15 protein-coding genes are annotated in these 24,061 nt (G+C 39.2%); 8 read left to right on the top strand and 7 right to left on the bottom strand.

The genetic code is table 11. From position 1 onward, the window contains the following. The first annotated feature begins 35 nt into the window (after positions 1 to 35). Both WSC_RS0119045 and WSC_RS0119040 read left to right on the top strand, forming a co-directional pair. On the top strand, positions 36 to 764 hold the full coding sequence (locus tag WSC_RS0119045) for an NAD(P)-dependent oxidoreductase (protein WP_016957549.1): 729 nt from the start codon (positions 36 to 38) through the stop codon (positions 762 to 764). A gap of 27 nt (positions 765 to 791) precedes the next feature. Continuing rightward, positions 792 to 1,280, top strand: coding sequence for an AAA family ATPase (locus WSC_RS0119040; protein ID WP_016957548.1), 489 nt, complete (start codon positions 792 to 794; stop codon positions 1,278 to 1,280). 31 nt (positions 1,281 to 1,311) lie between these two features. On the opposite strand, the gene WSC_RS0119035 is transcribed toward WSC_RS0119040, so the two are convergent. The 5 genes from WSC_RS0119035 to WSC_RS0119015 all read right to left on the bottom strand — a co-directional run bounded on the left by WSC_RS0119035 (position 1,312) and on the right by WSC_RS0119015 (position 14,864). Then, positions 1,312 to 2,880 carry an ATP-binding response regulator gene (locus WSC_RS0119035; RefSeq protein WP_026016952.1) on the bottom strand — a complete coding sequence of 523 codons (1,569 nt, stop codon included), beginning with the start codon at positions 2,878 to 2,880 and terminating at the stop codon, positions 1,312 to 1,314. Between the two features lie 27 nt (positions 2,881 to 2,907). Beyond that, positions 2,908 to 4,071 carry a response regulator gene (locus WSC_RS0119030; RefSeq protein ID WP_016957546.1) on the bottom strand — a complete coding sequence of 388 codons (1,164 nt, stop codon included), beginning with the start codon at positions 4,069 to 4,071 and terminating at the stop codon, positions 2,908 to 2,910. A 121-nt stretch (positions 4,072 to 4,192) separates the two neighbouring features. Then, on the bottom strand, positions 4,193 to 8,677 hold the full coding sequence (locus tag WSC_RS23425) for a response regulator (RefSeq protein WP_016957545.1): 4,485 nt from the start codon (positions 8,675 to 8,677) through the stop codon (positions 4,193 to 4,195). A 4-nt stretch (positions 8,678 to 8,681) separates the two neighbouring features. Further along, positions 8,682 to 12,437: a response regulator gene (locus WSC_RS24450; protein ID WP_016957544.1), complete on the bottom strand. Its 3,756-nt coding sequence runs from the start codon at positions 12,435 to 12,437 to the stop codon at positions 8,682 to 8,684. Between the two features lie 42 nt (positions 12,438 to 12,479). Continuing rightward, positions 12,480 to 14,864, bottom strand: a complete 2,385-nt coding sequence (locus tag WSC_RS0119015) for a TonB-dependent receptor (protein WP_016957543.1) — start codon at positions 14,862 to 14,864, stop codon at positions 12,480 to 12,482. Positions 14,865 to 15,282: 418 nt separating this feature from the next. Between WSC_RS0119015 and WSC_RS0119010 the strand changes: the two genes are divergently transcribed. The 4 genes from WSC_RS0119010 (at position 15,283) to WSC_RS0118995 (ending at position 20,576) form a co-directional block, all read left to right on the top strand. Continuing rightward, complete coding sequence (locus WSC_RS0119010; RefSeq protein ID WP_016957542.1) at positions 15,283 to 16,434, top strand: DNA cytosine methyltransferase; 1,152 nt, start codon at positions 15,283 to 15,285, stop codon at positions 16,432 to 16,434. A gap of 100 nt (positions 16,435 to 16,534) precedes the next feature. Further along, the gene (locus tag WSC_RS0119005; protein ID WP_016957541.1) at positions 16,535 to 18,505 is read left to right on the top strand and encodes a DUF262 domain-containing protein; all 1,971 of its coding nucleotides are present in this window, start codon (positions 16,535 to 16,537) and stop codon (positions 18,503 to 18,505) included. Then, positions 18,502 to 19,635, top strand: coding sequence for a DUF3696 domain-containing protein (locus WSC_RS0119000; protein WP_016957540.1), 1,134 nt, complete (start codon positions 18,502 to 18,504; stop codon positions 19,633 to 19,635). Before WSC_RS0119005 ends, WSC_RS0119000 begins: the two co-directional genes overlap by 4 nt. Beyond that, positions 19,632 to 20,576 (top strand): hypothetical protein, encoded by a 945-nt coding sequence (locus WSC_RS0118995; protein ID WP_016957539.1) that lies wholly within the window; start codon positions 19,632 to 19,634, stop codon positions 20,574 to 20,576. Before WSC_RS0119000 ends, WSC_RS0118995 begins: the two co-directional genes overlap by 4 nt. Positions 20,577 to 20,804: 228 nt before the next feature. On the opposite strand, the gene WSC_RS25390 is transcribed toward WSC_RS0118995, so the two are convergent. Next, positions 20,805 to 21,734, bottom strand: a complete 930-nt coding sequence (locus tag WSC_RS25390; RefSeq protein ID WP_016957538.1) for a hypothetical protein — start codon at positions 21,732 to 21,734, stop codon at positions 20,805 to 20,807. Positions 21,735 to 21,799: 65 nt separating this feature from the next. Continuing rightward, complete coding sequence (locus WSC_RS0118985; RefSeq protein WP_016957537.1) at positions 21,800 to 22,345, bottom strand: hypothetical protein; 546 nt, start codon at positions 22,343 to 22,345, stop codon at positions 21,800 to 21,802. Between the two features lie 374 nt (positions 22,346 to 22,719). On the opposite strand from WSC_RS0118985, the gene WSC_RS0118980 reads away from it, so the two are divergent. Continuing rightward, on the top strand, positions 22,720 to 23,268 hold the full coding sequence (locus tag WSC_RS0118980) for a TrmH family RNA methyltransferase (protein WP_016957536.1): 549 nt from the start codon (positions 22,720 to 22,722) through the stop codon (positions 23,266 to 23,268). A gap of 67 nt (positions 23,269 to 23,335) precedes the next feature. Continuing rightward, positions 23,336 to 24,061: DUF1186 domain-containing protein (locus WSC_RS0118975; RefSeq protein WP_016957535.1), on the top strand; the 726-nt coding region annotated here is incomplete at its 3' end.

The following is a 24,061-nucleotide window of genomic DNA, read 5'->3' as shown; positions in this document are numbered from 1 at the left end:
AAGTAGCCGAAGTACATAACGATATGGAGAGATATATGACAATCTTAGTTGTAGGTGCAAGTGGTGCTACTGGCAGATTAGTCGTTGAAAAACTGCTGGCTGAAGGTCAAAGGGTTAAAATTATTGTTCGCTCAACTGAATATTTGCCCAATAGCCAGAAACAAAATTCAAGGTTAAACATAACACAAGCAAGCCTGCTTGATTTAACTGATGAAGAATTACAAACTCAAGTAAAAGGCTGTCACGCGGTAGTTTGTTGTTTAGGGCACAATCTCAGTTTTAAAGGGATTTATGGCCAGCCTCGTCGCCTTGTAACCAATGCAGTTAAGCGATTGTGCCAAGCTATTGAGCACACTCGACAAGAAAATGCCGATGTGCCAACCAAATTTATTTTAATGAATTCATCGGGCAAGCAAAATCAACAAGCTGGTGAAAAAATACCTATGTCACAAGCAATAGCCATAAGTATTATTCGCTATTTAATCCCACCACATGCCGACAACGAAGCCGCCGCTGATTACTTGCAAACAAACTACCCTCAACAACAGAATGTTATTGAGTGGGTCGCTGTGCGGCCTGATACCTTAATAAATGAAATAAGCGACAGTGCATACGATATATACCCAGCACCCATTCGAAATGTTATTTTTAATGCGGGCACAACCAGCAGAATTAACGTTGCACATTTTATGCTAAGTTTAATCAACCAAGCTGAGCTATGGGATAGATGGAAAATGCAAATGCCTGTGATATATAACCGCTAACTCAACACGCTTTGATAAGGAACTATTTTGAATAAAGTTATTATTTTTGGAAATTCAGGCTCAGGTAAATCAACCCTAGCAAAACAATTAGCAAATACCCAAGGGTTAGCACATTTAGATTTAGACACAATTGCTTGGTTAGATACGACACCGCCTCAGCGTATGCCGATGGCACAATCGGTTAAGTTTATCGATGACTTTTTACAGCAAAATAGCAACTGGGTGATTGAAGGTTGTTATGCTGATTTACTTGAATATGTAATGCCACAAGTAAACAAGCTGATATTTTTAAACTTAGCTGTGGCTGACTGCATAACCAATGCAAAAAACCGCCCTTGGGAGCCGCATAAATACCCAAGCAAACAAGCGCAAGATGATAATTTAGCTATGCTGATTGAATGGATTAAACAATATCCGAATCGAGACGATACCTTTTCACTAGCTGCACACAAGAAGCTGTATAAGGCGTTTGCAGGTGCGAAAGAAGTTCGAACTGAAAATGCTAAATACGACTAGCAGGCTAGCTAGTATACTAGTCTTCTATATCTCACACTCTAGGTAAGCGCACTGATATAGTCGTCTTGTTATCTTCATCTGAAACATCAAGTGCAATTTGCCCCTCTTGAGCTTCAGTTAATAATTTAGCCGAATAAGTCCCTAACCCTGTTCCATCTTCTTTGCCATGGGTGACAAACTTATCGAAGAAATTGGCCCTAATTTCTGCTGGCACAACCCCAAAATTACGAATAGTTACACACAATGGCGATTCATTGTGAAGAGCCACTTCTACTTTGCTCTGTTCAGGCGCTGCCTCGCAGGCATTTTTAATTAGGTTCTGAAATAAGGAGTAACAGAACATCTCATCCCCTAATATTTGAGGGGCATGCTCATCCCCAGTGACATCTGTATCAATCAAAATTGTCAGCTTTTTGGTTGCGAACGTATTGCGGGTTAAAGTGACGATACGTCGTAATATTTCACCGATTTCTACAGGCTGGGCATTAAGTTGATAGTTACCTTTTTCAATTTTGTATAATTCGGTAGACAAGTTAACCATATTGAGAGTCTGCAATGCAGCCTCTTCAGCCATATGCAATTGTTCAAGCTGTTTACTCTTCAGCGAACTCCCTTCACTAAGCGATTGAATTAAACCAATCACAGCAGCAAGTGAACCTTTTAAATCATGTCTAGAGGTAAATTCCACTTGTTCTTGCAGCTGTGCATTTTCTTGCAAAGTGTCGTAATCGTCTTGCAATTGTTTGTGTAAACGCACATAACGTAAAAAATTGCGTACTCTGGGAACCAACAAATTAGGCTCTATAGGTTTGGTCACAAAATCTACTGCGCCTAATGCTAACCCTCTACTATGCGCCTCAACACCTTCCATTGCTGTCACAAATATGATTGGAATATTTTCACCATTTGGGTGTTCACGCATTTTAGTTGCGACTTCAAATCCATCCATGTCAGGCATCATGATATCCAACAACACCAAATCTGGTGGGTTATCTGAAGTGCAAATTTCTAAGGCTCGCTTGCCATTTAAGGTGATTAATACCCTAAACTCATCTTTAAATAGTTGGTGTAACAAGGCCACATTGTCTGAGTTGTCATCGACTACTAGAATCGTGGGTTTATAGCTGATAACTTTAGTGGCTTCAGTTGGTGGAACGATAGCTTCAACAGGCTCATGAGTCGTTTTTTCTGGCTCTTTTTTAGGTGGTTTACGAGGTTTCCAACGAGAAACTTTATCTATTTTTTGAGCTAAACAATTTGTGCTATATGGTTTGACAATTAACTCACTGACCCCACAAGCGATAACCTCAATCACCCGCTCTCGACCAGCTTCACCAGTTAGCATAATAAACGGGATATGACACAAAGTTTTATTAGCTCTTACTGCTTTTAGCAGTTCTAAACCACTCATCACAGGCATATTCCAATCAGACAGTATTAAGTCAAAGGATTGCTCTAATAACAAACTCATTGCTTCGCTACCATCTTTGGCCTGGACAATTTTCATTGCGCCAAGACTGCGTAATTGGGAGCATGTCACACGCCGCATTGAATCGAAATCGTCGATTATCAATATCTTAGTGTCTTTAGTAAGTTTCATAGATTCCGTTTTTACTCGCTAAAATTTTTAGGCGTTTTTACCCGTTGCACTGGCCATATAGTCTGCTTTTTTCTCCATATCTTCATCGCTATCGGCATAACGAGCGGCAATATTTTTGAATTCATCAGCTAGATCAATAAACGCATCAACCATATCTGGGTCGAAATGGCTGCCCTTACCATCGATAATAATTTGTACCGCTTTGTCGTGAGGCATAGGGTCTTTATATACTCGACGACTAATTAATGCATCATACACATCCGCAACAGCCATCAAACGTGCAGATATTGGAATGTCATCACCTGATAGTCCCTCTGGATATCCTGAGCCATCCCACTTTTCCTGATGCCCATACGCGATTTCTTTTGCAAATGTTAAGAATGGCAACTGCACACCCAAATGCTCTTCGGCCTGAATAATGGCATCTCGTCCTAAAGTTGTGTGCGTTTTCATGATTTCAAACTCTTCAGGTTCAAACCTTCCCGGTTTTAATAAAATTCTATCGGGTATGCCAACTTTCCCTATATCGTGCAATGGAGCAGATTTGAACAAAAGCTCTATCGTTTCATCATCATTTAAAAAGTGAGCAAACCTTGGATGAAACCTTAATTTTTCAGCTAACGTTTTTACGTAGTATTGAGTGCGACGAATGTGATTGCCAGTTTCGTTATCACGAGTTTCCGCCAAAGATGCCATTGCATGAATAGTGACATCTTGTAAGGCTGTGATTTCGGAAGTTCTGCGCGCCACTTCAGACTCTAAGTATTTATTGTTGTCTTTAAGAAAATCTTGAACTGATTTGACAGAAAGGTGGGTCTTAATTCGAGCAAGTACAATTGGTGGCGAAATAGGCTTGGTAATATAGTCAGCTGCACCTAATTCTAGGCCAGTAGTCTCGTCAATAGTTTCTGTTTTAGCAGTTAGAAATATTACAGGTATGTCACGCGTTTTAATATCAGCCTTGAGTTGCTGACAGACTTCATATCCATCCATGCCTGGCATCATGATATCCAATAAAATCAAATCAGGCGCTGGGTCTGCTTGAGCTATCTTTAATGCTCTTTCTCCACTATTTGCAACTTTTACTCTATATAGTGACTTTAATAACCCTGCCATCAAGGTCAGATTATCTGGAGTATCATCTACAACTAAAATTGTTGCTTTTGTCGGATAGTTATCCTGCTCAACCATTACTTTTCTCCTTTGCTTCAATTCCCACTGCATGCCTGCGATAATATTTACCTACGCTGGCAACTTTGATTATGCGCCACAAATTCATTGTATGGCAAATTAATTGTTCTTAATCAAACAACTAGGTTCTTTCAACTGGCTGTAACACGGCTTCAATTTCAGCGGAATGTTGATTAAGTTCAGCCAGTGCTTGTTGAAAATCAAACTGTTGGATCGCATGTTCAAATCTTGTGTACACATGGCTCGCTAACACCTTACGAATGACCAAACTATTTTGCTCGAAGACTTCACAGGCTTCACTGTCATCACTTGCTAACATTCGTTGTAATTTACTAAAGATAGCTTTTGCGCCAGTTATATCCACATGCTGGATTTCAAAATCGACCTTTTGTGGTAATGCGGAGCGTAATTCAGACAATAGACTTGTTAGTTTTTGGCCAAATTGCTGCTGTAATTTAGTTATATCTTGCAGCTGCCGATTGGCAATTCGACTTTCTAAAGTCGCTGCAATATCCTGCAATTCAGTCGCGCCAATATTGCCACATACTCCTTTAGCAGTATGTGCAATCCGTTCGGCCAAAATAAAATCGCCAGATTCGAGTGCTTTATTTAACAGTTCAGCGGCATCTGCTTGGCTCATAACAAACTTGTTTAGCATAGACAAATAAGCAGCTTGTTTGCCCAATACACGTTTTAAACCCAGTTCAATGTTCAAACCATTAACAATTGGTATCTTAGGTTCATTCGCTTGTGGCAACCTCTGTTGGGCATTTTTGTTTTCCAGCGTTTTGGAAGCTTCAGTTGTGCTAACACTCGGCTTAATCCAGTGTAATAGTGTTTGGTATAATTCTTCTGGATCTATCGGTTTGGCAATATGTCCATTCATACCTGCGGCTAAACATTTCTCTTTATCTTGTGCCATTGCGTTAGCCGTCATAGCAATAATAGGCAACATGCTAAACTCTTCAAGTTTTCTTATTTCTTTAGTTGCAGACACACCATCCATTATGGGCATTTGCATATCCATCAACACGATTGCAAACGGCTTTTCAGATAATTTAACCAGAGCTTCTTTACCATGATTGGCCAACGTAACGACAAATCCAGCATCCTCTAACAACCCGGTTGCCACTTCTTGATTTAGTTCATTATCTTCAACAACTAAAATTTCAGCACCTTTGATTAAGTTAAGTTTTTGTTCTAAGTCAAACTCTGTCTCTTTAGGTTGGTTAACTTGTTGATAATGGCCCCCTAACAGCTGCATTAAGGTGTCAAATAAAATAGATGGATTTACAGGTTTAGATATAACTTCTGCTATCCCAACAGCACTGGCAGCTTGCATTGCTTCATCTCGCCCGTAAGCTGTCACCATAATAAAATGAGGAGAGCTATCTAACTGCAATGCACTAATGGCTTTAGCCGTTTCTATACCATCGAGATTAGGCATACGCCAATCTAACAAAACAACAGCGTAGGGTTGAGCCTGTTGTTCAGCTTGGTGGATTAAATCAATTGCACGCTCGCAACTATCTGCTTGATCAACATGGAAAGCCATGCCTATTAACAAAGACTCCAATACAGATCTCGCGGTATCATTATCATCAACCACTAACACTCTTTGTCCACGTAACGAGAAATCAGGGATTAAAGATTTAAACCGTTTGCGACTCTTAGCCAGTTTCGCAGTAAACCAAAAATTGCTGCCTCTGCCAAATTCACTGTCTACACCAACTTCTCCACCCATTAGTGCAGCTAACTGTTTGGATATAGCTAAACCTAAGCCTGTGCCACCATATTTACGGCTTGTCGACATATCAGCCTGTTGGAATGATTGAAATAGTTTGCTCTTTTGTTCTTCAGTTAAACCTATACCAGTATCCGCTACACTGAATTTAAGCAAATATTGTTGGTCTGTTTGCTCGACAATTTTAATTGAGATAACTATTTCACCTTGTTCGGTGAACTTAACAGCGTTGTTAGCATAGTTAATCAGAATTTGGCCAATGCGTAACGCATCACCATTTAAAAAATAGGGTACGTGTGCATCAATATCAAAAATTAACTCTAATCCTTTGGCCGTCGCTTTTTCACCAACTAAGTTAGCAACATTGTCTAGCACTTTAGCCAATTCAAAGTCAGTATGCTCTATGGTTAATTTGCCCGCTTCGATTTTAGAGAAATCTAATATATCGTTAATGATCCCTAATAAATGTTGGCCAGAATTTTGTATTTTATTCAGGTATTCCGCTTGCCTTTGGTTAAGCTCAGTTTTTAACATTAAATGAGCAATACCTATAATAGCATTCATTGGAGTTCTAATTTCGTGACTCATATTAGCTAGAAAATCAGATTTCATTTGTGTAGCTTCTTCGGCAACTTCTTTGGCTTTTTGTAACGCTTGTTCAGCTAACCGACTGGCTGTTATGTCTACAGCGACACCGTATAGGTCTGATATTTCGCCCTGCTCATTACGTACAACTTGCCCTATTGCGTGAACCCAAACAATTCGCCCATCAATTGGACGTTTATAAGCATATGTAGCATCGTATCTTGGCGCTTTACCTGTTACTGCCGCTTCAAAGCTGGCTTTTGCAGCTTCAGCTGCCTGCTTATCTCCCAGCTCTACCTGTACAAACCAATGTTCCATCAAATGATAACGCCAATTTTCATTTGGGATGTCTCCAAAGATAGATGCGGCTTGTTCAGACGAATTATAGTAACCATCCGAATTGAGAATAGGCACATGCCAATAACCAGCTTGGGTTAGTTCTAACGCTTGCTCATTTAAAAATTTTGCATGTTGCAATTGTTTCTGTGCTGCAATTCGATCACTGATATCACGAATTGAAGCACAAGCACAGACTCCCCGACCGGCCATATCCGGCAGCACACTTAAACCGATTTCGACAGGAAAATCACTGCCGTCTTTACGTATTCCTAACAGATCTTGTCCTGCGCCCATTGCTCTACTCGTGCCGGCTTGCATAAAACTGGCTCGCTTTTGCGCGTGGCCTGCTCTAGCGGCTTCGGGCAATAAGCTATCAACATTAATGCCCAACATCTCGTTTGATGAATAACCGAATAGTGCTTCAGCTTTAGGGTTACATAAAATTATTGTACCTTGCGCGTTTACGACCAACATACCATCTGGCGCAGTTTCAACAATTGCTCTAAACCAAGCTTCGGTTTGCATTAAGTCTGCTTGCTGGGCTTCCATCTCGGTTGATTGTTGTTCTAACAAAGCAGCTTGTTGTGCCATTTTTTGTGCTTGAACCTGAGTTTCAGAAAGCAAATCTTGCGTATGTAGATTACGTTCTAATAATTCCATGCTCATGCCTAAAATTGGCATTAAGTGATTGAGTAAATCTAATTCCTTCGCACTAAATTCTTGGAACGTAGCAAGCTCTAATACACCTAGCAGTTCTTCATTGTGCAAAATTGGCAGAATTATAATTTGGTTAGGTTTGGCACTGCCTAACGCAGATTCAATAACCATATAGTCGTTTGGCGGATCAACTATAGTAATAGCTGACTTTTCCAACGCGCACTGACCAACTAACCCCTCTCCAAGCTCGATACTCTGAGCTTGTTGCGACAAAGTATGGTAGCCATATCCTTTAATAGCTTTAAGCTTTTGTTCGGTTTGGTGGTACATAACGGCACAACCAATGTTAAGTAGTGGACATAATTTGGATAAAAATTCTTGTGCTAATTGAGGAAAATTATCTGCTTGTTGTAATAATGTCGCTATCTCTGATAAGTGGGTTTTTGACCACTTTTGTTCATCCATTTGTGTATAAAGTGATTTTAAGACAGCAACACCTTGAGCGATTTTGCCTGTTTCATTTGGATAGTCGGTATATGGGATGATTGTGTCACTCTTGCCACTTGCAAGTTGATCAATCGCTCGTCTCAGTTTATTTGCAGGTTTGGTTATCGACCAAGTTACAGACAACGCGATAAGTATGCCAAAAATTAAACTGATTAACATGAAGGCAATATGGAATTGCTCCGTCTGCAGTTGTCTGTCAGCCATAGCGGTTGCCATTTCTCTCGCAGCTTGTTCTTTCAAATCAACAATTTTGTCCAATGTTGTATCAGCCGCATCACCAACTTCACTGTAACGTAAACTAGAGATGTATTCTCTAGCAGTAATTTGCTCTAATGGGCTTGCTTCTATTAAAGAAACAGCTTGGTCGATATTGCGTTTATATTCAGCGAACTCTCGGTCAAATTTGTCTAACAAATTATAATTTTGTTCAAGAAAAATACTCGCGCGCGCTTTATCTAATTGGCTTTGTACATTTTGGGCAGCTTGTTCGAGCTTAAGTTTAGCGATTGCACGTTCATTTTGATCCAGAGCAAGTACCATCTGCCTTACACTTCTGCCCATTAAAATTAAATTTACGTTGGCCTCCTTTACATGTGAAATCCCAAGCAGTTTTTGCTCATATAAATCGCGAGTATCCGCACTCATTTGTTGAACACTCGAAATGGATTTAATACCGACAAACAGAACGACGGTTAATAGTGTTGCAAAACCAAAAAATAACTTGGTCGACAGTCGGCGTTTTTCGAGTAAAACCAATAAATTATTGCTACTCATATGCTCACTCCCCGTTTCCTTCAAGGCTGTGGGAGTTACCGCCCACTTTTAATTTCAACTGATTAAGCTCGACTAACGCAAGCTGAAAATCAAATTGCTGCATCGCATTATCGAATTTATGAAAAGACGCACTCGCTAATATACTCTTGATTACAGCTTTGTTTTCATCAAATACATCACACGCTTCACTGTCATCATTTGCTAACAAATTCTTCAACTTATCGACAATTTTTTGTGCTTGAGCAAACTCGACATCCACGCTTTCAGGATGATTTTCTTCTGGTAAAAACCTTTGTAATTCAGAAAGCAAATTCGTAAGTTTTTGTGCAAATAAATGATTTAAACTAGCGATATCTTCAATCTCATTTTGATTAAGATTCTGCTCCATTTTGAGGGCAATTTGTTGCAATTCAGACGCCCCGATATTTCCACAGACAGCTTTGGCTGTGTGAGCAATTCTAGAAGCGGTTACAAAATCTTGTGCGCTCAACGCATTATCCAATTTAGTAACAGTATCACTTTGTGTTGTTGCAAATTTTCGCAACATTGCAATATAAGCCGCCGGTTTGCCTAGCACGCGTTTTAGTCCTAATTGCACATCCAATCCAACTATATCAGGTAGCGGCTGCTCATCCATGTCTTTAGCATTTATTGGTACGCGTTTTGTATTTGGATTAAGGCTTCTATCTCCACTCGGTTGAATCCAATGCAATAAAGTTTTGTATAACTCTTCAGGGTCGATTGGTTTTGCAATGTGTCCGTTCATACCAGCCGCAGTGCATCTTTCTTTATCTTGTTGCATTGCGTTTGCAGTCATAGCTATCACGGGCAACATATTGTATTTTTCTATTTTTCGTATTTCTTGGGTCGCGGTAAGCCCGTCCATCACAGGCATTTGCATATCCATTAATACAACATCAAATTTATGTTCAGCTAACAAGGCAAGGGCTTCTTTGCCATCATTGGCTATTGTTACAACAAAACCAGCGTCTTCTAATAAGCCAATCGCAACTTCTTGGTTTAATTCATTGTCTTCTGCTACCAATACGGATGCTCCGCGAATTAAATCTAGTTTTGCGTTTAAGTCCCAATCATCACTAGAATGCTGATTGTCTTCTTGATAATGTCCACCAAGTATGCGCATTAACACATTAAACAAACCGGAAGGATTTATAGGTTTGAGTAGTGTTTCTTTTATACCCGCAGCCTGCGCTTGTTGAACAATCTCTTCTCTGGCATAGGCAGTGACCATGATCAATTGTGGTGGTGACTGAAGCTGTAGCGCATGAATTCCTTGAGCGGTTTCGATTCCATCCAACTTGGGCATGCACCAATCCAATAAAACGACAGCATAAGCATCATTGTCTTGCTCTGCTTGCTTGATCATCTTCAGTGCTTGCTCACCGCTATCTGCTTGATCAACTTTAAACATCATGTTGACCAATAACGATTCAATGACATTTCGGGCTACATCGTTATCGTCAACAACTAAAACTCGTAAATTTTGTAAAGAAAACTCTGGTATTAAAGACTTAAAATGACGTTTACTTTTATCTAACCAAGCGGTAAACCAAAACGTGCTGCCTTTCTCGTATTCACTTTCAACCCCAACGTCACCTTCCATCAGCTGGGCCAGTTGCTTTGATATTGCTAAGCCAAGTCCGGTTCCCCCATATTTACGGCTCGTTGACATATCAGCCTGCTGAAAAGATTGAAACAGTTTGTTTTTCTGTTCAGGGGTTAGACCTATCCCTGTATCAATCACACTAAATTTAAGGAGATATTTGTCTTCTTTATGCTCAAGTACAGATATTGAAACAATGATTTCGCCGTGGTCGGTAAACTTAACCGCATTATTGGCATAATTAATTAAAATTTGCCCTACACGTAAAGGATCACCATTTAAGTGATAAGGTACATTTGGGTCTATATCAAATACAAATTCCAAACCTTTGGCATTGGCTTTTTCGGCTATTAAATTAGCGACATTATCTAACACCTTGCCTAGCTCAAAATCAACGTGTTCAATTGATAGCTTTCCAGCTTCAATTTTAGAAAAGTCTAAGATGTCATTGATAATACCGAGTAGGTGTTTGCCCGAATTATGAATTTTAGTTAGATAATCATTTTGTTGGGCATTAAGAGTCGTTTTGTGCATTAGATGCGAAATGCCAATAATCGCGTTCATTGGGGTGCGAATTTCATGGCTCATATTCGCTAAAAAGTCTGATTTTGTTTGTGCGGCTGATTCAGCCGCATCACGCGCGACAGAAAGTTCATGTGTACGAGTGGCAACTCGCTCTTCAAGTTCACGATTGATATTTTCCAACGCGTGTTGTGCTTTAATTTGCGATGTAATATCTACTAAAGTTGTGCCTATTCCAACAATTGGTCCATGCTGTTCGTTTCTCACAAGGAAAGTTGTGATATTTACGGTTAATGTCTCACCATTTGCCTGTTTAATATGGAAATGCTGTTGCTGTTTTTGTTGTTTGTCTAACATTACTTGCTGTAATGATTTATATAAATTAACCAATTCAGTTGGTAAAGCTTCCCAAATATTAGCCCCTAGCAACTCAACTTGGTTGAGATTAAGCATGTCCTTATAAACTGAGTTACATAGCAGTAATTTCCCCTCCAGATCCCACATCGCAATACCATTTGGGGTATGCTCGCGGAAAACCCTCCCCAAATATTCTTCGCGCGCGATTTCTCGTTTAGATTGGTCCGCTTTTAGCTTCAACGTCAATATAAGCAGAGCCGCAACTCCGGTTAAGCCAATCACTACAAATGTAGCGATTTTATTGACGTAATAAGCTTCTGCTAAATCTTTTTCAACAATTGCTCCCATCTGAAATTCAGGTAACCAAATGCCTTTGCCAACAACATTTATGCCGCGATAATCAGTATAGTCTTTAAGATATTTCGTCGGTTCCCCCTGATTTTTCAACAGTGTTTGCGCAACCAAAGTTAAAGCGGCAGGTTCGTTTGCATCAGATTGTTCGGTAGGTACGCGTGCGTAGACGTTTGAAGTTAACATAAATTTTTTGTTGGGTTTGTCGGCGCTGATGAAACGTGTAGGTGAAATTATTCTTCCGTCTTCAGCAATTAAATAACCCTCGCCTGTGCTACCAGATTTACTCACCTCTAACAATTTGTACAGTGATTTTTCTGCAGATAAAATAAGACATAAAGCGCCATAAGTAACGCCACTGTGACTGATTGGAGCACAGGTTGTTTGGTAGGGGGTACCGACGGGATACACTCCCCACTTAAAAGTCTGGTGATACTTTGAGAATAATGGTCGAGTCGAAATTGTCTCTCCTGTTTCGATAACCTTTTGGGCATGCTCCCGTGAGTATACGTTTAACAAGGGTTTGCCTACCACTTCTTCATTGGCCATAGCTGCAAACCTAAGATCGGGAGACACCAAAGCATAAGCAACATAGTCATGACGAATTGCAACAAAATCTAATTGTTTTTCCAGCATCTCACGTGCAGATAAATTGTCTGGTTCATTTAATACTTTGATGGATAATTCGAGAATTTGAGGGGTGTTGGCAGTCACTTTAGCTAAATTAACTTGGCTATCTTGCATTAAGTTAATCGTTGCAACTAGGCCGTTTAACTGTGCGTCCATTTGATTTGACACTGCTCTATCTTGTGCTGCATTTAACACCACAAGCACCACTAAACAAGTTGCGACTAATACAGCTAAAGATGCACCTGCACTTCCTAGATTAAACTCAAATTTTTGCATATGTTTGATTACCGTCCAATGTAGACTGTACAGCCAATAGATTTAAAATTGCGCTGACAGTGATATACCTATAGCCCGCGCTTCACCAAGATAACTTTGATAGGTGCCATCTCGTAATGAAGCAAATAAGTTTGATTGTGATTTATGTATATTGTATGTTTTATTAGCTATATTTCTGCTCCAAAGCGCAAACTCCCAATTATGCCTTTTCAGCCCTAAGCGAACATTTGTTACAGCATAACTCGGTTCAACACCATGTTTAGGGTCTAATTCGCCAGTCACATTTTGTTTGCTCTGCCAATGTATGCCTAAATTGGCATAAACAGAAGCAAAACTCAGATCTTGCTGCCAGCGTCCAGCAAAACTAACATTCAGTCTAGGCGCATATGGTAAGGTGTCATCGCTCAGGTCGCAGCCACCGGTAACCTCATCGGTCGGCAAGCGGTTGGTGTAACAAGACCCTTGTGTATAACGTGCATATTTAGCAATTACATATGACGCAGCTATATCTGCAGTGAAGTTCCCATTAATAGGTGCATGAAATTCCGCTTCAACACCACGAATATTAACCTGCTCGGCATTATTAACTAGCCACTGTAATCCGATAAATGAAGCGGCTTGATAATTTGAGTATTCGGTCTGAAAAGCACTAACGTTAAGGGATGAATCATTAAGCACATTACTTTTTATCCCTAACTCATAATTCAAAACACGCTCTGGCTCAAAAGGTCTTTTTTCAGCGGGTGTATTGCCAAATCCGCCATTAAAACCACCACCTTTAAAACCACTAGCCACAGTTGCGTAGTACATAGTATCAACATCCAACCTATATTTTGCAGTAAAGTTACCGGTTAGCGCTTGCCAGCTATCTTTACCAACAAATGAGCGTTGTGGAGATGTTAAGCGATCTACCAATACAGGTAACTGGCTGACTAAATGCTCTGGCATATTGGTAGTTGAGTGGTTTTCAAGTGAAACTTGCTTTGTTTCATCTATAAAACGTATGCCCAAAGTTAGTGAAACAGCATCTGAATATTGCCACGACGCTTGGCTAAAAATGCCTGAACTATAACTTTTGGCAACTTGATGGTAATTCCCTGTATCACCAGGTAGTCCTAGAATAGGTAAACCTAAATTGCTATTGTCCGCAGGCAACAAAAGATATCCTAGCGCCGCACCGACTTCATCAGCTGCTGAACCAAGGGTAAATTCAGCGTGGTTGTGGTCACCGCGTCTAAAATCACTTTGGTAGTAAAACAAACCTGAAACAGCATCGATATCAGCTCCAATCTTGTGCTCCAAACGAAATTCTTGGCTGTAAGATTTTGCAGCTTGGCGATCTCGATAATTTAGTACATCTAACCCCAATTGTGCAGCGTCCCGCCAACTTTGGATAAAGTTATACTGATCAAAACTTGTAATTGAATGCACAGTAAATTTATCCGCATCAAATTGAATATCTGTAATTAACTCATGAGCACGCTGCTTAAAACTTAATGTATCGAAAGCCTGACCAATTCGATTGCTTGGATTATTGTCTAAGATGAATTGTGCACTGGGGTTGATAACGCCATCAATTAAACCTTGGCCGTTATCAATAAACGATTGTGGATTAGCTACAACTTGGTTGGTTAATTCAACTAAACGCTCGCCATAGAACATCCCCGCTTGCGCTGGTAGCATATCCCTGTTGACATAAGCTGCGATGACTCGCACTTGTAGATTATTGTACGGAGTGATTAACAGTTGGCCTCTTATTGAGTGTTGGTTGAGATTATTAGAATCTGTACCAATTAGGTTTATATCTCGACTATTTTGTTTAGTCGCAGAAACACTTATTCTTCCATTAACATCATAATTCAATGCACCATTTCCATAACCTTTAAAAGCGATTAAATCGTCAGAGCCAGTTGTCAGCTCGGCAAACGAAATAGATTCTGCTGTTGGCTTTGCGGTAATCACACTTACAACCCCAGCAGAAACATTTTTTCCATATAAAGTAGACTGAGGCCCGCGTAAAACCTCTATACGTTCAATGTCAACTAAATCCCCCAAACCTAATCCTGAACGTGGACGATAAGCGCCATCAACAAATAGCGCGACTATTGGTTCGAAATCGGGAATATTTCCTTCATTACCAACACGACGAATTTTAAAACTTGCAGTAAAAGGGTTTGCATTTGAAGTGACTTTTAATGAGGGGATAAGCGCAGGTAAATCAGCAATGTCTCGTATGCCAAAACTTTTCATGCGCTGATGTGTAATCGCCGTAACTGGTAGCGGCACATCTTGAATCCATTCAAGTTTTTTTCGAGCTACAACCTGTATTCTCTCTATTTCGTTATCATTGAATGGTTCGGATGCTTGGCTACAGCATGTTAGCAGCAACCCGATCATCATTGTTGACTTAACGATATATTTACTCATTCCGGCACCTTTTCCTTCGCCTGTAAACTGAGTATATATTAATTTTATTACTTGATAAGAAAAACGAACTTAACTGTAACTTTCTAGCTGCTAGTTTTTTAAATCGCCGACCTAAAACAGGTTTGCAATAGTACCTAATATCGACTGCGTGCCATTTTCGGACGTTCGACTCTAACTCACTTTTGCCCCACTATGAGTCAATAATTTGAGGTTGGATGAATACCACCATTGCGGTATTGACCAATTTTATTATGGCTGCGTAGTGATAACATAACTAGTGACGATTCAGTTGGCAGTTTTACTCCATATAAATTTAGCTTTATCAACTCATGCTGGATAAGTTATCATCCGGGATTCTTTCTATCAACTCAGTCCAAAAATACTGATTGATTAGAATACAAGACTAAGGAAATACCGCTTGTTAACCACTTCTAATACAGCTAATACTATAACTCGCAAACAGCCAATTATTTTTTCGTTCTTTGCAGGTACTGGATTTTTAGATCTCGGATTCGAGCGCTCTGGCTTTGATATAAGGTTTGTAAATGAATTTTATAAACCTTTTTATGATGCATACAAGTATTCTCGCAAAAAAATGAACCTTCCTGAGCCTCAATATGAGCACCATCTTGGAAGCATCGATGAATTCTTAGCCGGCCCTCCCAAAAAACGGCTAAAGCAATTTTTAACTGACGCTAAAAAAGATGGTCTAGTAGGTTTCATTGGTGGCCCCCCCTGCCCTGATTTCTCCGTTGCAGGTAAAAACCGTGGGCGCGATGGTGATCACGGTAAGCTAACGGAATCGTATATCAATGCAATTATCATGTTTAAGCCTGATTTCTTTTTGGTCGAGAATGTAAAAGGTTTGCTAACCAACAAAAAGCATTCTGTATTCTATCAGGAAATGAAAGGAAAATTAGAAAGGGCCGGATATCTACTCACTGACAGATTGATCAATTGCATTGAAGTTGGCTGTCCTCAAGATCGAGACCGAATTTTACTATTTGGTATTAAACAATCTAAAGTGAAGCGTAGCCAAAAAAACAAACTGACTCAGAATTTCACATGGAATAAATATCTAAAGTTTGATAGTACTGCCATTCTTGAAAAATCTTTATGGCCGAACACTACGCCTTACGATCTTGATAGCAACCTACCTGCTCCAAGTTACCTCAAAGACTTAGAGACATTAACTATTGAGCATTGGTTTAGAAAAAATGACGTTTATAACCATCCGAACTCGAAACATCATTTCAAACCAAAATCAGGTCTGCCAAAAATGCAGACTATTGAAGAGGGTGATGTAAGTGGCAAGTCTTTTAAAAGGTTGCACCGATGGAGGTATTCACCAACAGCAGCATATGGCAACAATGAAGTTCATTTGCATCCATATAAATCTCGCCGCCTAACAGCATCAGAAGCGCTTGCAATACAGTCGTTACCTAAAGAATTTGAACTACCTCAAGATATGACTTTATCAAATATGTTTAAGACCATTGGGAATGGTGTGCCATTTTTAATGTCTGAAGCTATAGCCAAAACAATCAAAGATTTCTTGAAAACTCTATGATTCTTAAGCAAAACTTTATTGCGTGCCTTGGGATACATATGACACGCATTGACACGCTATGCTAACATAGCACCAATACCTTTCAGCTACTTGGTGCTTCATGACTTTTGACAACGTGCTCAATGATATAGAACAGCTTATTAACCTTCCATTGAAAGCTATCACCGAAACCACGGCGGATATTACAATTCTTTCAATTGACCGAGAATCTGGTAGATATGTTGTAAAGTCTGAGGATTCAAAGCGCGAATTAAAACGAAACATTCGTGAATTAGAATCGATCTATGCCAGCCTAATTAAAGATGGATACTGTAATGTAGAGCAAGCTTTGCAAGGTTCATTTACAAGCAGACATCAACCAGAAACAATTTTTGCTAACCTTCCTTATATTCAATATTTTAAGTTTGAGAGACGTAAACATTTAGTCCTTCGAGAAGGCTTTTACCATCCAATAGGCGAAACTCAAGAACTGCCTTTAAAAGAGCAACGCCAAATTCGTAAAACTTTGGCTTTCAATAAAAGTTTTAGCTTAGGGCGGTTAGCTGCAGAACTTGATGAAACGCTAACTAACCTAGACAACGAAATTAGGTCGCTACACATTAAACAACCCGGTTTCCTTGTTGAAACGAATATTCGCGATGTCTTAGCAAACCTGAATAAAATCAATCAATCTATTCAATCGGCTACAATTTCTTTTAGTGAAAACGATAGCGAGGAAAATGAAAGTTCTACAGATCTAGCTAGGAATGATGAGTTTGATATGTCAGACCTTGTGGATCTATCTTCTGTAACCGGTGTTGACGATGGGAACAAAACTAATGACGAAGATGACTCTGATGATGAGCCTAAAAATGATGAAGACGATTTGGAGCTCATCGTTCCCAATATTAGACGTCAAACCCCAAGCCTTTACGCTCTCTACCAACGTCTTAATTACGAAGAGATCGAAATACAGCCCGATTACCAGCGCAAAGACAGAATATGGAATGATGAAAAGAAATCTAAACTCATTGAATCAATTTTAATGGGATTGCCACTCCCGATTTTTTATTTTGGTGAGCGCAAAAATGACAATTGGGTAGTTATTGATGGTCTACAACGTATCACTACAGTCCAAGACTTTATGATGGGTGACTTCCCATTAAAATTAGATAAAGATTCCCCCGTTTATGAAGCAAACGGGCTGCGTTTTACTGAGTTTGTTGACAGGAAACTAACTCGCGCAATCAATGAATTTGAGATTACTGCCTATGTTATTGATATGGAAGAAGAACCTAAAAACAAAGGTACAGTAAATCAATTCATTATAGAACTTTTCCACCGTATAAATACTTATGGTGTAAAACTAAGTGAACAAGAAATTCGCTCCGCAATTAACTTTGGTAGCAGTGTCTTTTATCTAAAATTCCTTGCATCTAGTAACACATTTATTTCAGCGACAAATGATACTGTCAATCCAAAACGCCAAAAAGATTTGGAAGTATGTTTAAGCGGGTTAGCTTTTTTAATCTTCGGGTACAAAGACTTTAGAAATTCAAAATATGATGATTTTTTAAATAAAACTATGAATTGGATTAATGACCAAGACTTCCAAAAAGTAACTAACGACAATAATGAAGTCGACTATAAATCCGACTCCCAAATAATTGTGTCTCTCACATCTCGATTTGAATCTAGCCTTAACTTCAATTTAGAGTTATTCGGGGAAAGTGCTTTCAAGAAAATTCACAACCCAAAGAAAAAAGAACCAATAAGTAAACCTCTCTTTGAAGTTCTGGTCACTCTGTTTGCCAATATTAATAATGAGCAAAAAGAAATAATAAGAGAGAAGAAAGCTGATTTTATTCAGTGCTTGTATGAGGCAATTAATAATGATTCAAAAGAATATGCTGAATGGTTAAGTCCAGTTTATGCAAAATCAGATAGAGGATTACATTATGCACTCTCTACTTCAACTGGTAAGAAAGTTACTATTAACTACCGTTTTGAATCGATTATGAATATTCTAGAGCAAACTACTGGTTGCAAAATCGATATAAAGCCAATAGCTAGGTTGGAACATAAATCATGATAACAAAAATAGAATTAACAAATTTCAAATGTTACAAACATTGTAAATTCGAAGAACTAGGGAACTTAACTGTTTTTTGCGGTAACAACTCCGTAGGGAAAAGTACGGCAATCCAAGCTTTGGCTATTCCTTTTCAAAGTAAGTTCAATCATCAAGCCCAACTCAATGATAATTTAGTTGAACTCGGCACGGTAAGAGAAATATTTTCTGCGCATGCAGGGGAAGATAATAGTTTAAAACTCTCTGTATATTTCGATGAAAACAAGTGCTCTTGGGGTTTTGACAATGCAGCTGAACAAGGAACATTAAAAAATCACTTATTAAACAAACAGATGGATGTCACTGCTTCAGAATTATCAGAGCACTACTTTTTAGATAAAGGTTTTCAGTTTTTACAAGCTGAGAGGTTTGGCCCACGTTCATATTTAGAAAACCGTCACGATGAATCTATTCGTTATTGGTTAGGAGCTCAGGGTGAGTATACCTATGAAGTGCTTACTGATCTTACCAATAATGGGGAGCGCTTATCTCCAACCGATAAGCGAATATTGAAAGAAGATGAAGGCCCCACTGTCAGACGTAATATCATTAACTGGATGGCAGAAATTTCGCCTGGATTTAACTTTGAAGCCGATACAGTAAATAATGCCGAAATTAGCCATGCTCAGTTTCAGGCTTATGGCTCCCGCAAAACGAATCCTTTAAACATGGGGTTTGGTCTAAGCTATTCGTTAGGAATTGTTTGTGCGTTATTACTAACAAAACCGGGTGGCTTAGTAGTCATAGAAAACCCTGAAGCCCACTTGCATCCAAGAGGACAAAGCTACATTGGCCGATTAATCGCGAGAGCAGCATTAGCTGGAGTTCAAGTCATTATAGAAACACACAGTGACCATTTACTTAATGGCATCCGTGTTGGAGCTCGCTTAGATGATGATTATCAAGCTGGCAGCTTCAAGGTTTATTATGTTTCAGGAGCCCAAGATAGTGAAAGTACCGTGGAAGAAATCAGCATAGGTGAGAATGGTCAACTATCTTCATGGCCAGATGGATTTTTCGATCAGCAGGCTTACGACCTAAAAACATTAATGAAAGGAGAAGAAGTAACAGACTTAGGGAGACGAAAATGAGTGATGCTGCCAAGGTTTACTTATCTTTATACAGCGTCGACAGCCTCAATTCAGCCAACATTTATGAAGATATTGAGGGTGTAGCTGAATGTCTAAGAGAATATCTTACAGTATATGAGCGTTCAAACAATGTGCACGTTGAATGCCCAACCGATTTTTTCGACTTCGGTGAAGTTGGTTCTTCATTAAATGACAGGCTGTTAGATATTGCGAACGACAACTGGGATCTGTACCAATTAGCCTATAGTGAGTTAAATAAAGTCGTATTAAACTTCGTTAAAAACAACGATACACAAAGATTGATTTCCTTAATTAATCATCAGCAGCTTAATCTCCCTAGACATTATTCATTTGTGATATCTGACTCTTACCAATGGCCAAATGTTGCTGCTGACTTACACACTGATTCATGGACTGACACTCTCACCAAAAACTCCAAGTTTATTTCAGACCATAACAGTAACATTGGCGAGTTTATTTCATGGTCAAAGATGAACTATGAATATCTCGATTTTCATCCCAACTTAATAAACACACTGTCAACAATCAAAGTGGGTACCTATCTTGACTATAAAGAGCAGCTATCACACGGCTTAAATGCGTTGAATCAGGCATATCACTTAATCTCCACCGATGCTAACCAAAACCAAGCAGATCTCAACATAATTGCAGAATATACGCACAGATTAGGGAAAAGATTGGGATGTTCAAGACAAGGAAGTAATAAAGTTTCTACCATCTTCAAAAAGCCTCTATTAGTTACCCCAAGCGGAAACGAAACAATTAATTGTGAATATCACTTAAAAATTGATAACAAGGACAATGGACAGCCTATACCTCACGGTAAAGGCAATCCCGTTAGAATCTACTTTGGGCTCAAGACATACGACGAATATGAGCGAAAGCAATTCAAATTGGCTCACATGGGGAAACACCTCTAAGACCACAAAACAGGAATGGATACAATTTTATCTGTGTCTTCGTTTAGCATGTGAGGTGGCGTTAGCGATGAAGTTTTAACCCGAAGTTCTACCATTAATGCAAATTAGCTAGCTCGGTATTGTCCAAAAACGTGTTTGAGCGAGTTTCCGCTTCTCGCTCATAGCCGCCTTTGATATTGCAACCTACCCTACCATAAAGTATGGATTCAACCGTATAACCATATTTAGCTATTTGCCTTGTTTTTGACTTTCACCAATTTCAGCAAATAGTACTTTCAGCCATCTTAAATCTTCAGGCCCCAGTCGGGCGGCTTGATGTTTTTTAGGGTCGTTAATAATATCTTTGTATAAATGCGCTAGCGCGGTGATAGTCAGTTTGCGCCAACTACCGCTGTCTTCAGAGCTTATTGCCAATGACGACAAGTCAAAATCAAATAAGGGATCATGCTCAGCTTCGTTGGTGTTAAGTGCTAAGTATAACTCTTGCAAAATTGGATTATAAATTTTTAGCGTATTGCTAGCAGCAAACTCACGCTGCACTTGAGTTTTTGCTTGGTCTATTTGTGATTTTAGCTGAGATTGTGTGAGTTTTTCACCAAGCGGCCGTAAACCATGCTTATTGAGCAAACCTGACGCGCTCGGCAGAATAGCTTTTGCGGCGATAGAAGCGCCCAGCAGCGGATTGACTAAAGCAGACAAACCACCCACTAACAAAAGTCCATAAGTTAATTTATTGTCTAGTTTATCAATATCATTGGCTAATTTTTCTAAACCACTTGTTTGCCCTTGATGCTGAGCTGTTACCGTTTCTTCAGCTTGTTCTAACAAGAGTTGTTTTAACTGGTGTTCACTATGCTGATTAATAAAATGAAATACACGCCTTTTGGGGAGGTCGTTAATTTCTGGTACGCCGTCAGGTAAACAGCGCATGGTGTGCAAGGCAATGCCATGCTCGGAAAGTTTGTACGGCACGACAAAATAATGTTTTTCGTCATACTGACTGATAGCTGATTTTTCTGCTGACGCGATAAATGGTAGGCCATTGACACTTTCTGTAACAACAGATAATTTAGCGTTAATTTCTGATATTAACTCAGCGTAGCTATGAGCTGTTTGTGTTTGAATGGCATTAAATTTTTGCTTGATAAAATCTTTCATGATTGGCAAACCTAAACAATTAAGCGCCTGTATTGAGCTGCAAACAGACGCTTAATTAATTTGATTTATAGAGCGTGACCGTCTGCTATTTTAGTTACATTAGCTTGACCATTTTCAACTCGAGTTAAGATTTTTCTCGCACCTTCAATATATTTCTCTGGTACTTTCTTCGTAGCTTTTTTATCAATGGTGATTGTTTTCATTGTTTTCCATTCTGCAATTCTAGGATCATATGAATCAGCGACACCTAAACTGACAGGGCCAAAACCAGACATATTAAATTTCAAGAAGTACGACTTGCCCGCTTTTAATTCACCTTTAGCAACTCCCCATGAACCTTGAACATAAACCATAAATGTATGTTCGCCTGGCTCTGCTTCGTATTGTAAAAGTTCACCAGCACCTAAAGTACCAATAAATTGCTCACCATCCCATACTTCAACTTTTGCGCCATCGCCCATAAATACCGCGCGGCGTACAATGTTAACCATTGCAGTGTCTGGTTTAGCGTTGTCTTGAAATTGCACTTGTTTCATTGTACCTAGGCCAGCACAACCACTCATAACAACAGCTGCTAGTACAACCGCAATCACTCTTAATGTTTTAAACATTTTATATTCCTTGATTATTAATTATTTATATTTCCTGTGGATATGACATCTCACAATTTCTCTACTTTGCTTAACTCGCTAGACAAAGTTGAGCAAACAGAACATAAAGTGTTAATGGATAAAAATCAATTTAATCCTTTCTCGCATATACAAAAGACAGCCGCAGCTGCCCAATCAGTAAAAGACTTAAGCATTTGCTGTTTTTTCTATTAGTTTCATTTTGTGGTGCTTCAATTGTTAGAAACAAAAGTTGAACAGGTACGTTTATCCTTTAGATTAATGAATTGGCGGTATAAGCCACTGAGGTTGCATTCTAGTATCGGCTGGGGTTAAATTCGCGGCGTTGTAAATTCTTGCTTTGGGCGTAACTACTTATGGTGTGTAATTTTGTATTGTTGAATCCGAGAAACCGTGAAAATTTAGCTACTGTTATGCGCAGCGGGCAAAACTTTTCAGTATCGTCAGTTATTGTAATAGGCGGTTTTATTGCCGATAAATACAAAGGCAATATTCATAAATTTACCCACCAAATGGATACACAAGACGGTATGTCTAACTTAACCGTATTGTATTTTGCAACGCTTGAAGATTTCTTAAAACACTTACCCGCTAAAACCACTTTGGTGGTGGTTGAAATGGAAGAGCAAGCTAAATACTTAGAAAGCTATCAACACCCAGAAAACGCCACTTACATTTTTGGCCCAGAGTTAAAAGGTTTTAGCCAGAATGAACTTAACAGCATAAAACAACATTTTGCTGAGTTACACAAAGATATACCAGCTGAGCATTTAGCTGGCAATAAACACACAGCCCATTTAGATTTTGTAAAAATAGCTATGGATAATTCGTTAAATGTGGGTGTGTGTAGCTCGATTGTGATGTACGACAGACATGTAAAATCTTTCAAACACGACAGGCTCTAATCCAACACTGCAGTGGTGCGCGCAATAGGTTATAATCCAGCACATGAGTGCACACTAAACTAAACAGATGAACTTAGAACAAATTTTACACGCCTTAGCAAATACAGATAACGACTCTTTGCCAATAGATGGTATCAATCAAGCAAAAGCGCATTGGTCAGTTGTGTGCCCAGAAATTCTCAATACAATTGATGTTTTTATTACAGATCCTGCTCTGTTAACCACAAAACAACAAAGTACTTTATTTTATGGCACCTTTTTACTTGCGGAAATGAAACATAGCCAAGCGTTAGATAAAGTGCTTGAGCTATTTTCCTGCCAAGATACCTTTTTAACCCCTATTGAAAGTGTTTTTGGCGATACCCTTACAGAATTGATCCCAAGCGTATTTTATATTTTAGCCGACGGAAATCCCGAAATATTATCTGACTACATTTTAGATAGTCACTTGGCTATGTATGGCAAAGGTTCGGCAATTGAGGTGGTATTTGCCCAATATGAAGCTGGTGCGGTTTCAAGATCTCAACTGTTTGAATATGTGTCGTACTGGAAAAGCACCTTTTTAACAAATCTGAGCTTAACCAATCGTTATTTGCTCAGCGTTTTAGCAACATCATGTATTGATTACCAATTGGACGAATTTAAAAACGAGTTTATTGCCCTGTGCAGTAAAGATGTTTTTGATGAAGATCGCGCTCCAAAAGACGAGATTAGAGCTTGGGATCATGCCAATGGTGTTAAACAAATAGAATCTGGCTTAATTTATACAGAATTCAACTTAGCAGAAATTTTT

It is taken from the genome of Catenovulum agarivorans YM01, from assembly GCF_000281085.1.
Classification (GTDB): Bacteria; Pseudomonadota; Gammaproteobacteria; order Enterobacterales; family Alteromonadaceae; genus Catenovulum; species Catenovulum agarivorans.
Note: the sequence above shows the minus strand (reverse complement) of the source record. Positions and strands in the feature narration are given on the sequence as shown.

Bases quoted from the DNA above. Each gene is read 5' to 3' on its own strand.
- WSC_RS0119045 (WP_016957549.1), top strand. From the start codon at position 36: ATGACAATCTTAGTTGTAGGTGCAAGTGGTGCTACTGGCAGATTAGTC.
- WSC_RS0119035 (WP_026016952.1), bottom strand. From the start codon at position 2,880: ATGAAACTTACTAAAGACACTAAGATATTGATAATCGACGATTTCGAT.
- WSC_RS0119030 (WP_016957546.1), bottom strand. From the start codon at position 4,071: ATGGTTGAGCAGGATAACTATCCGACAAAAGCAACAATTTTAGTTGTA.
- WSC_RS23425 (WP_016957545.1), bottom strand. From the start codon at position 8,677: ATGAGTAGCAATAATTTATTGGTTTTACTCGAAAAACGCCGACTGTCG.
- WSC_RS24450 (WP_016957544.1), bottom strand. From the start codon at position 12,437: ATGCAAAAATTTGAGTTTAATCTAGGAAGTGCAGGTGCATCTTTAGCT.
- WSC_RS0119015 (WP_016957543.1), bottom strand. From the start codon at position 14,864: ATGAGTAAATATATCGTTAAGTCAACAATGATGATCGGGTTGCTGCTA.
- WSC_RS0119005 (WP_016957541.1), top strand. From the start codon at position 16,535: ATGACTTTTGACAACGTGCTCAATGATATAGAACAGCTTATTAACCTT.
- WSC_RS0119000 (WP_016957540.1), top strand. From the start codon at position 18,502: ATGATAACAAAAATAGAATTAACAAATTTCAAATGTTACAAACATTGT.
- WSC_RS0118995 (WP_016957539.1), top strand. From the start codon at position 19,632: ATGAGTGATGCTGCCAAGGTTTACTTATCTTTATACAGCGTCGACAGC.
- WSC_RS25390 (WP_016957538.1), bottom strand. From the start codon at position 21,734: ATGAAAGATTTTATCAAGCAAAAATTTAATGCCATTCAAACACAAACA.
- WSC_RS0118985 (WP_016957537.1), bottom strand. From the start codon at position 22,345: ATGTTTAAAACATTAAGAGTGATTGCGGTTGTACTAGCAGCTGTTGTT.
- WSC_RS0118980 (WP_016957536.1), top strand. From the start codon at position 22,720: ATGGTGTGTAATTTTGTATTGTTGAATCCGAGAAACCGTGAAAATTTA.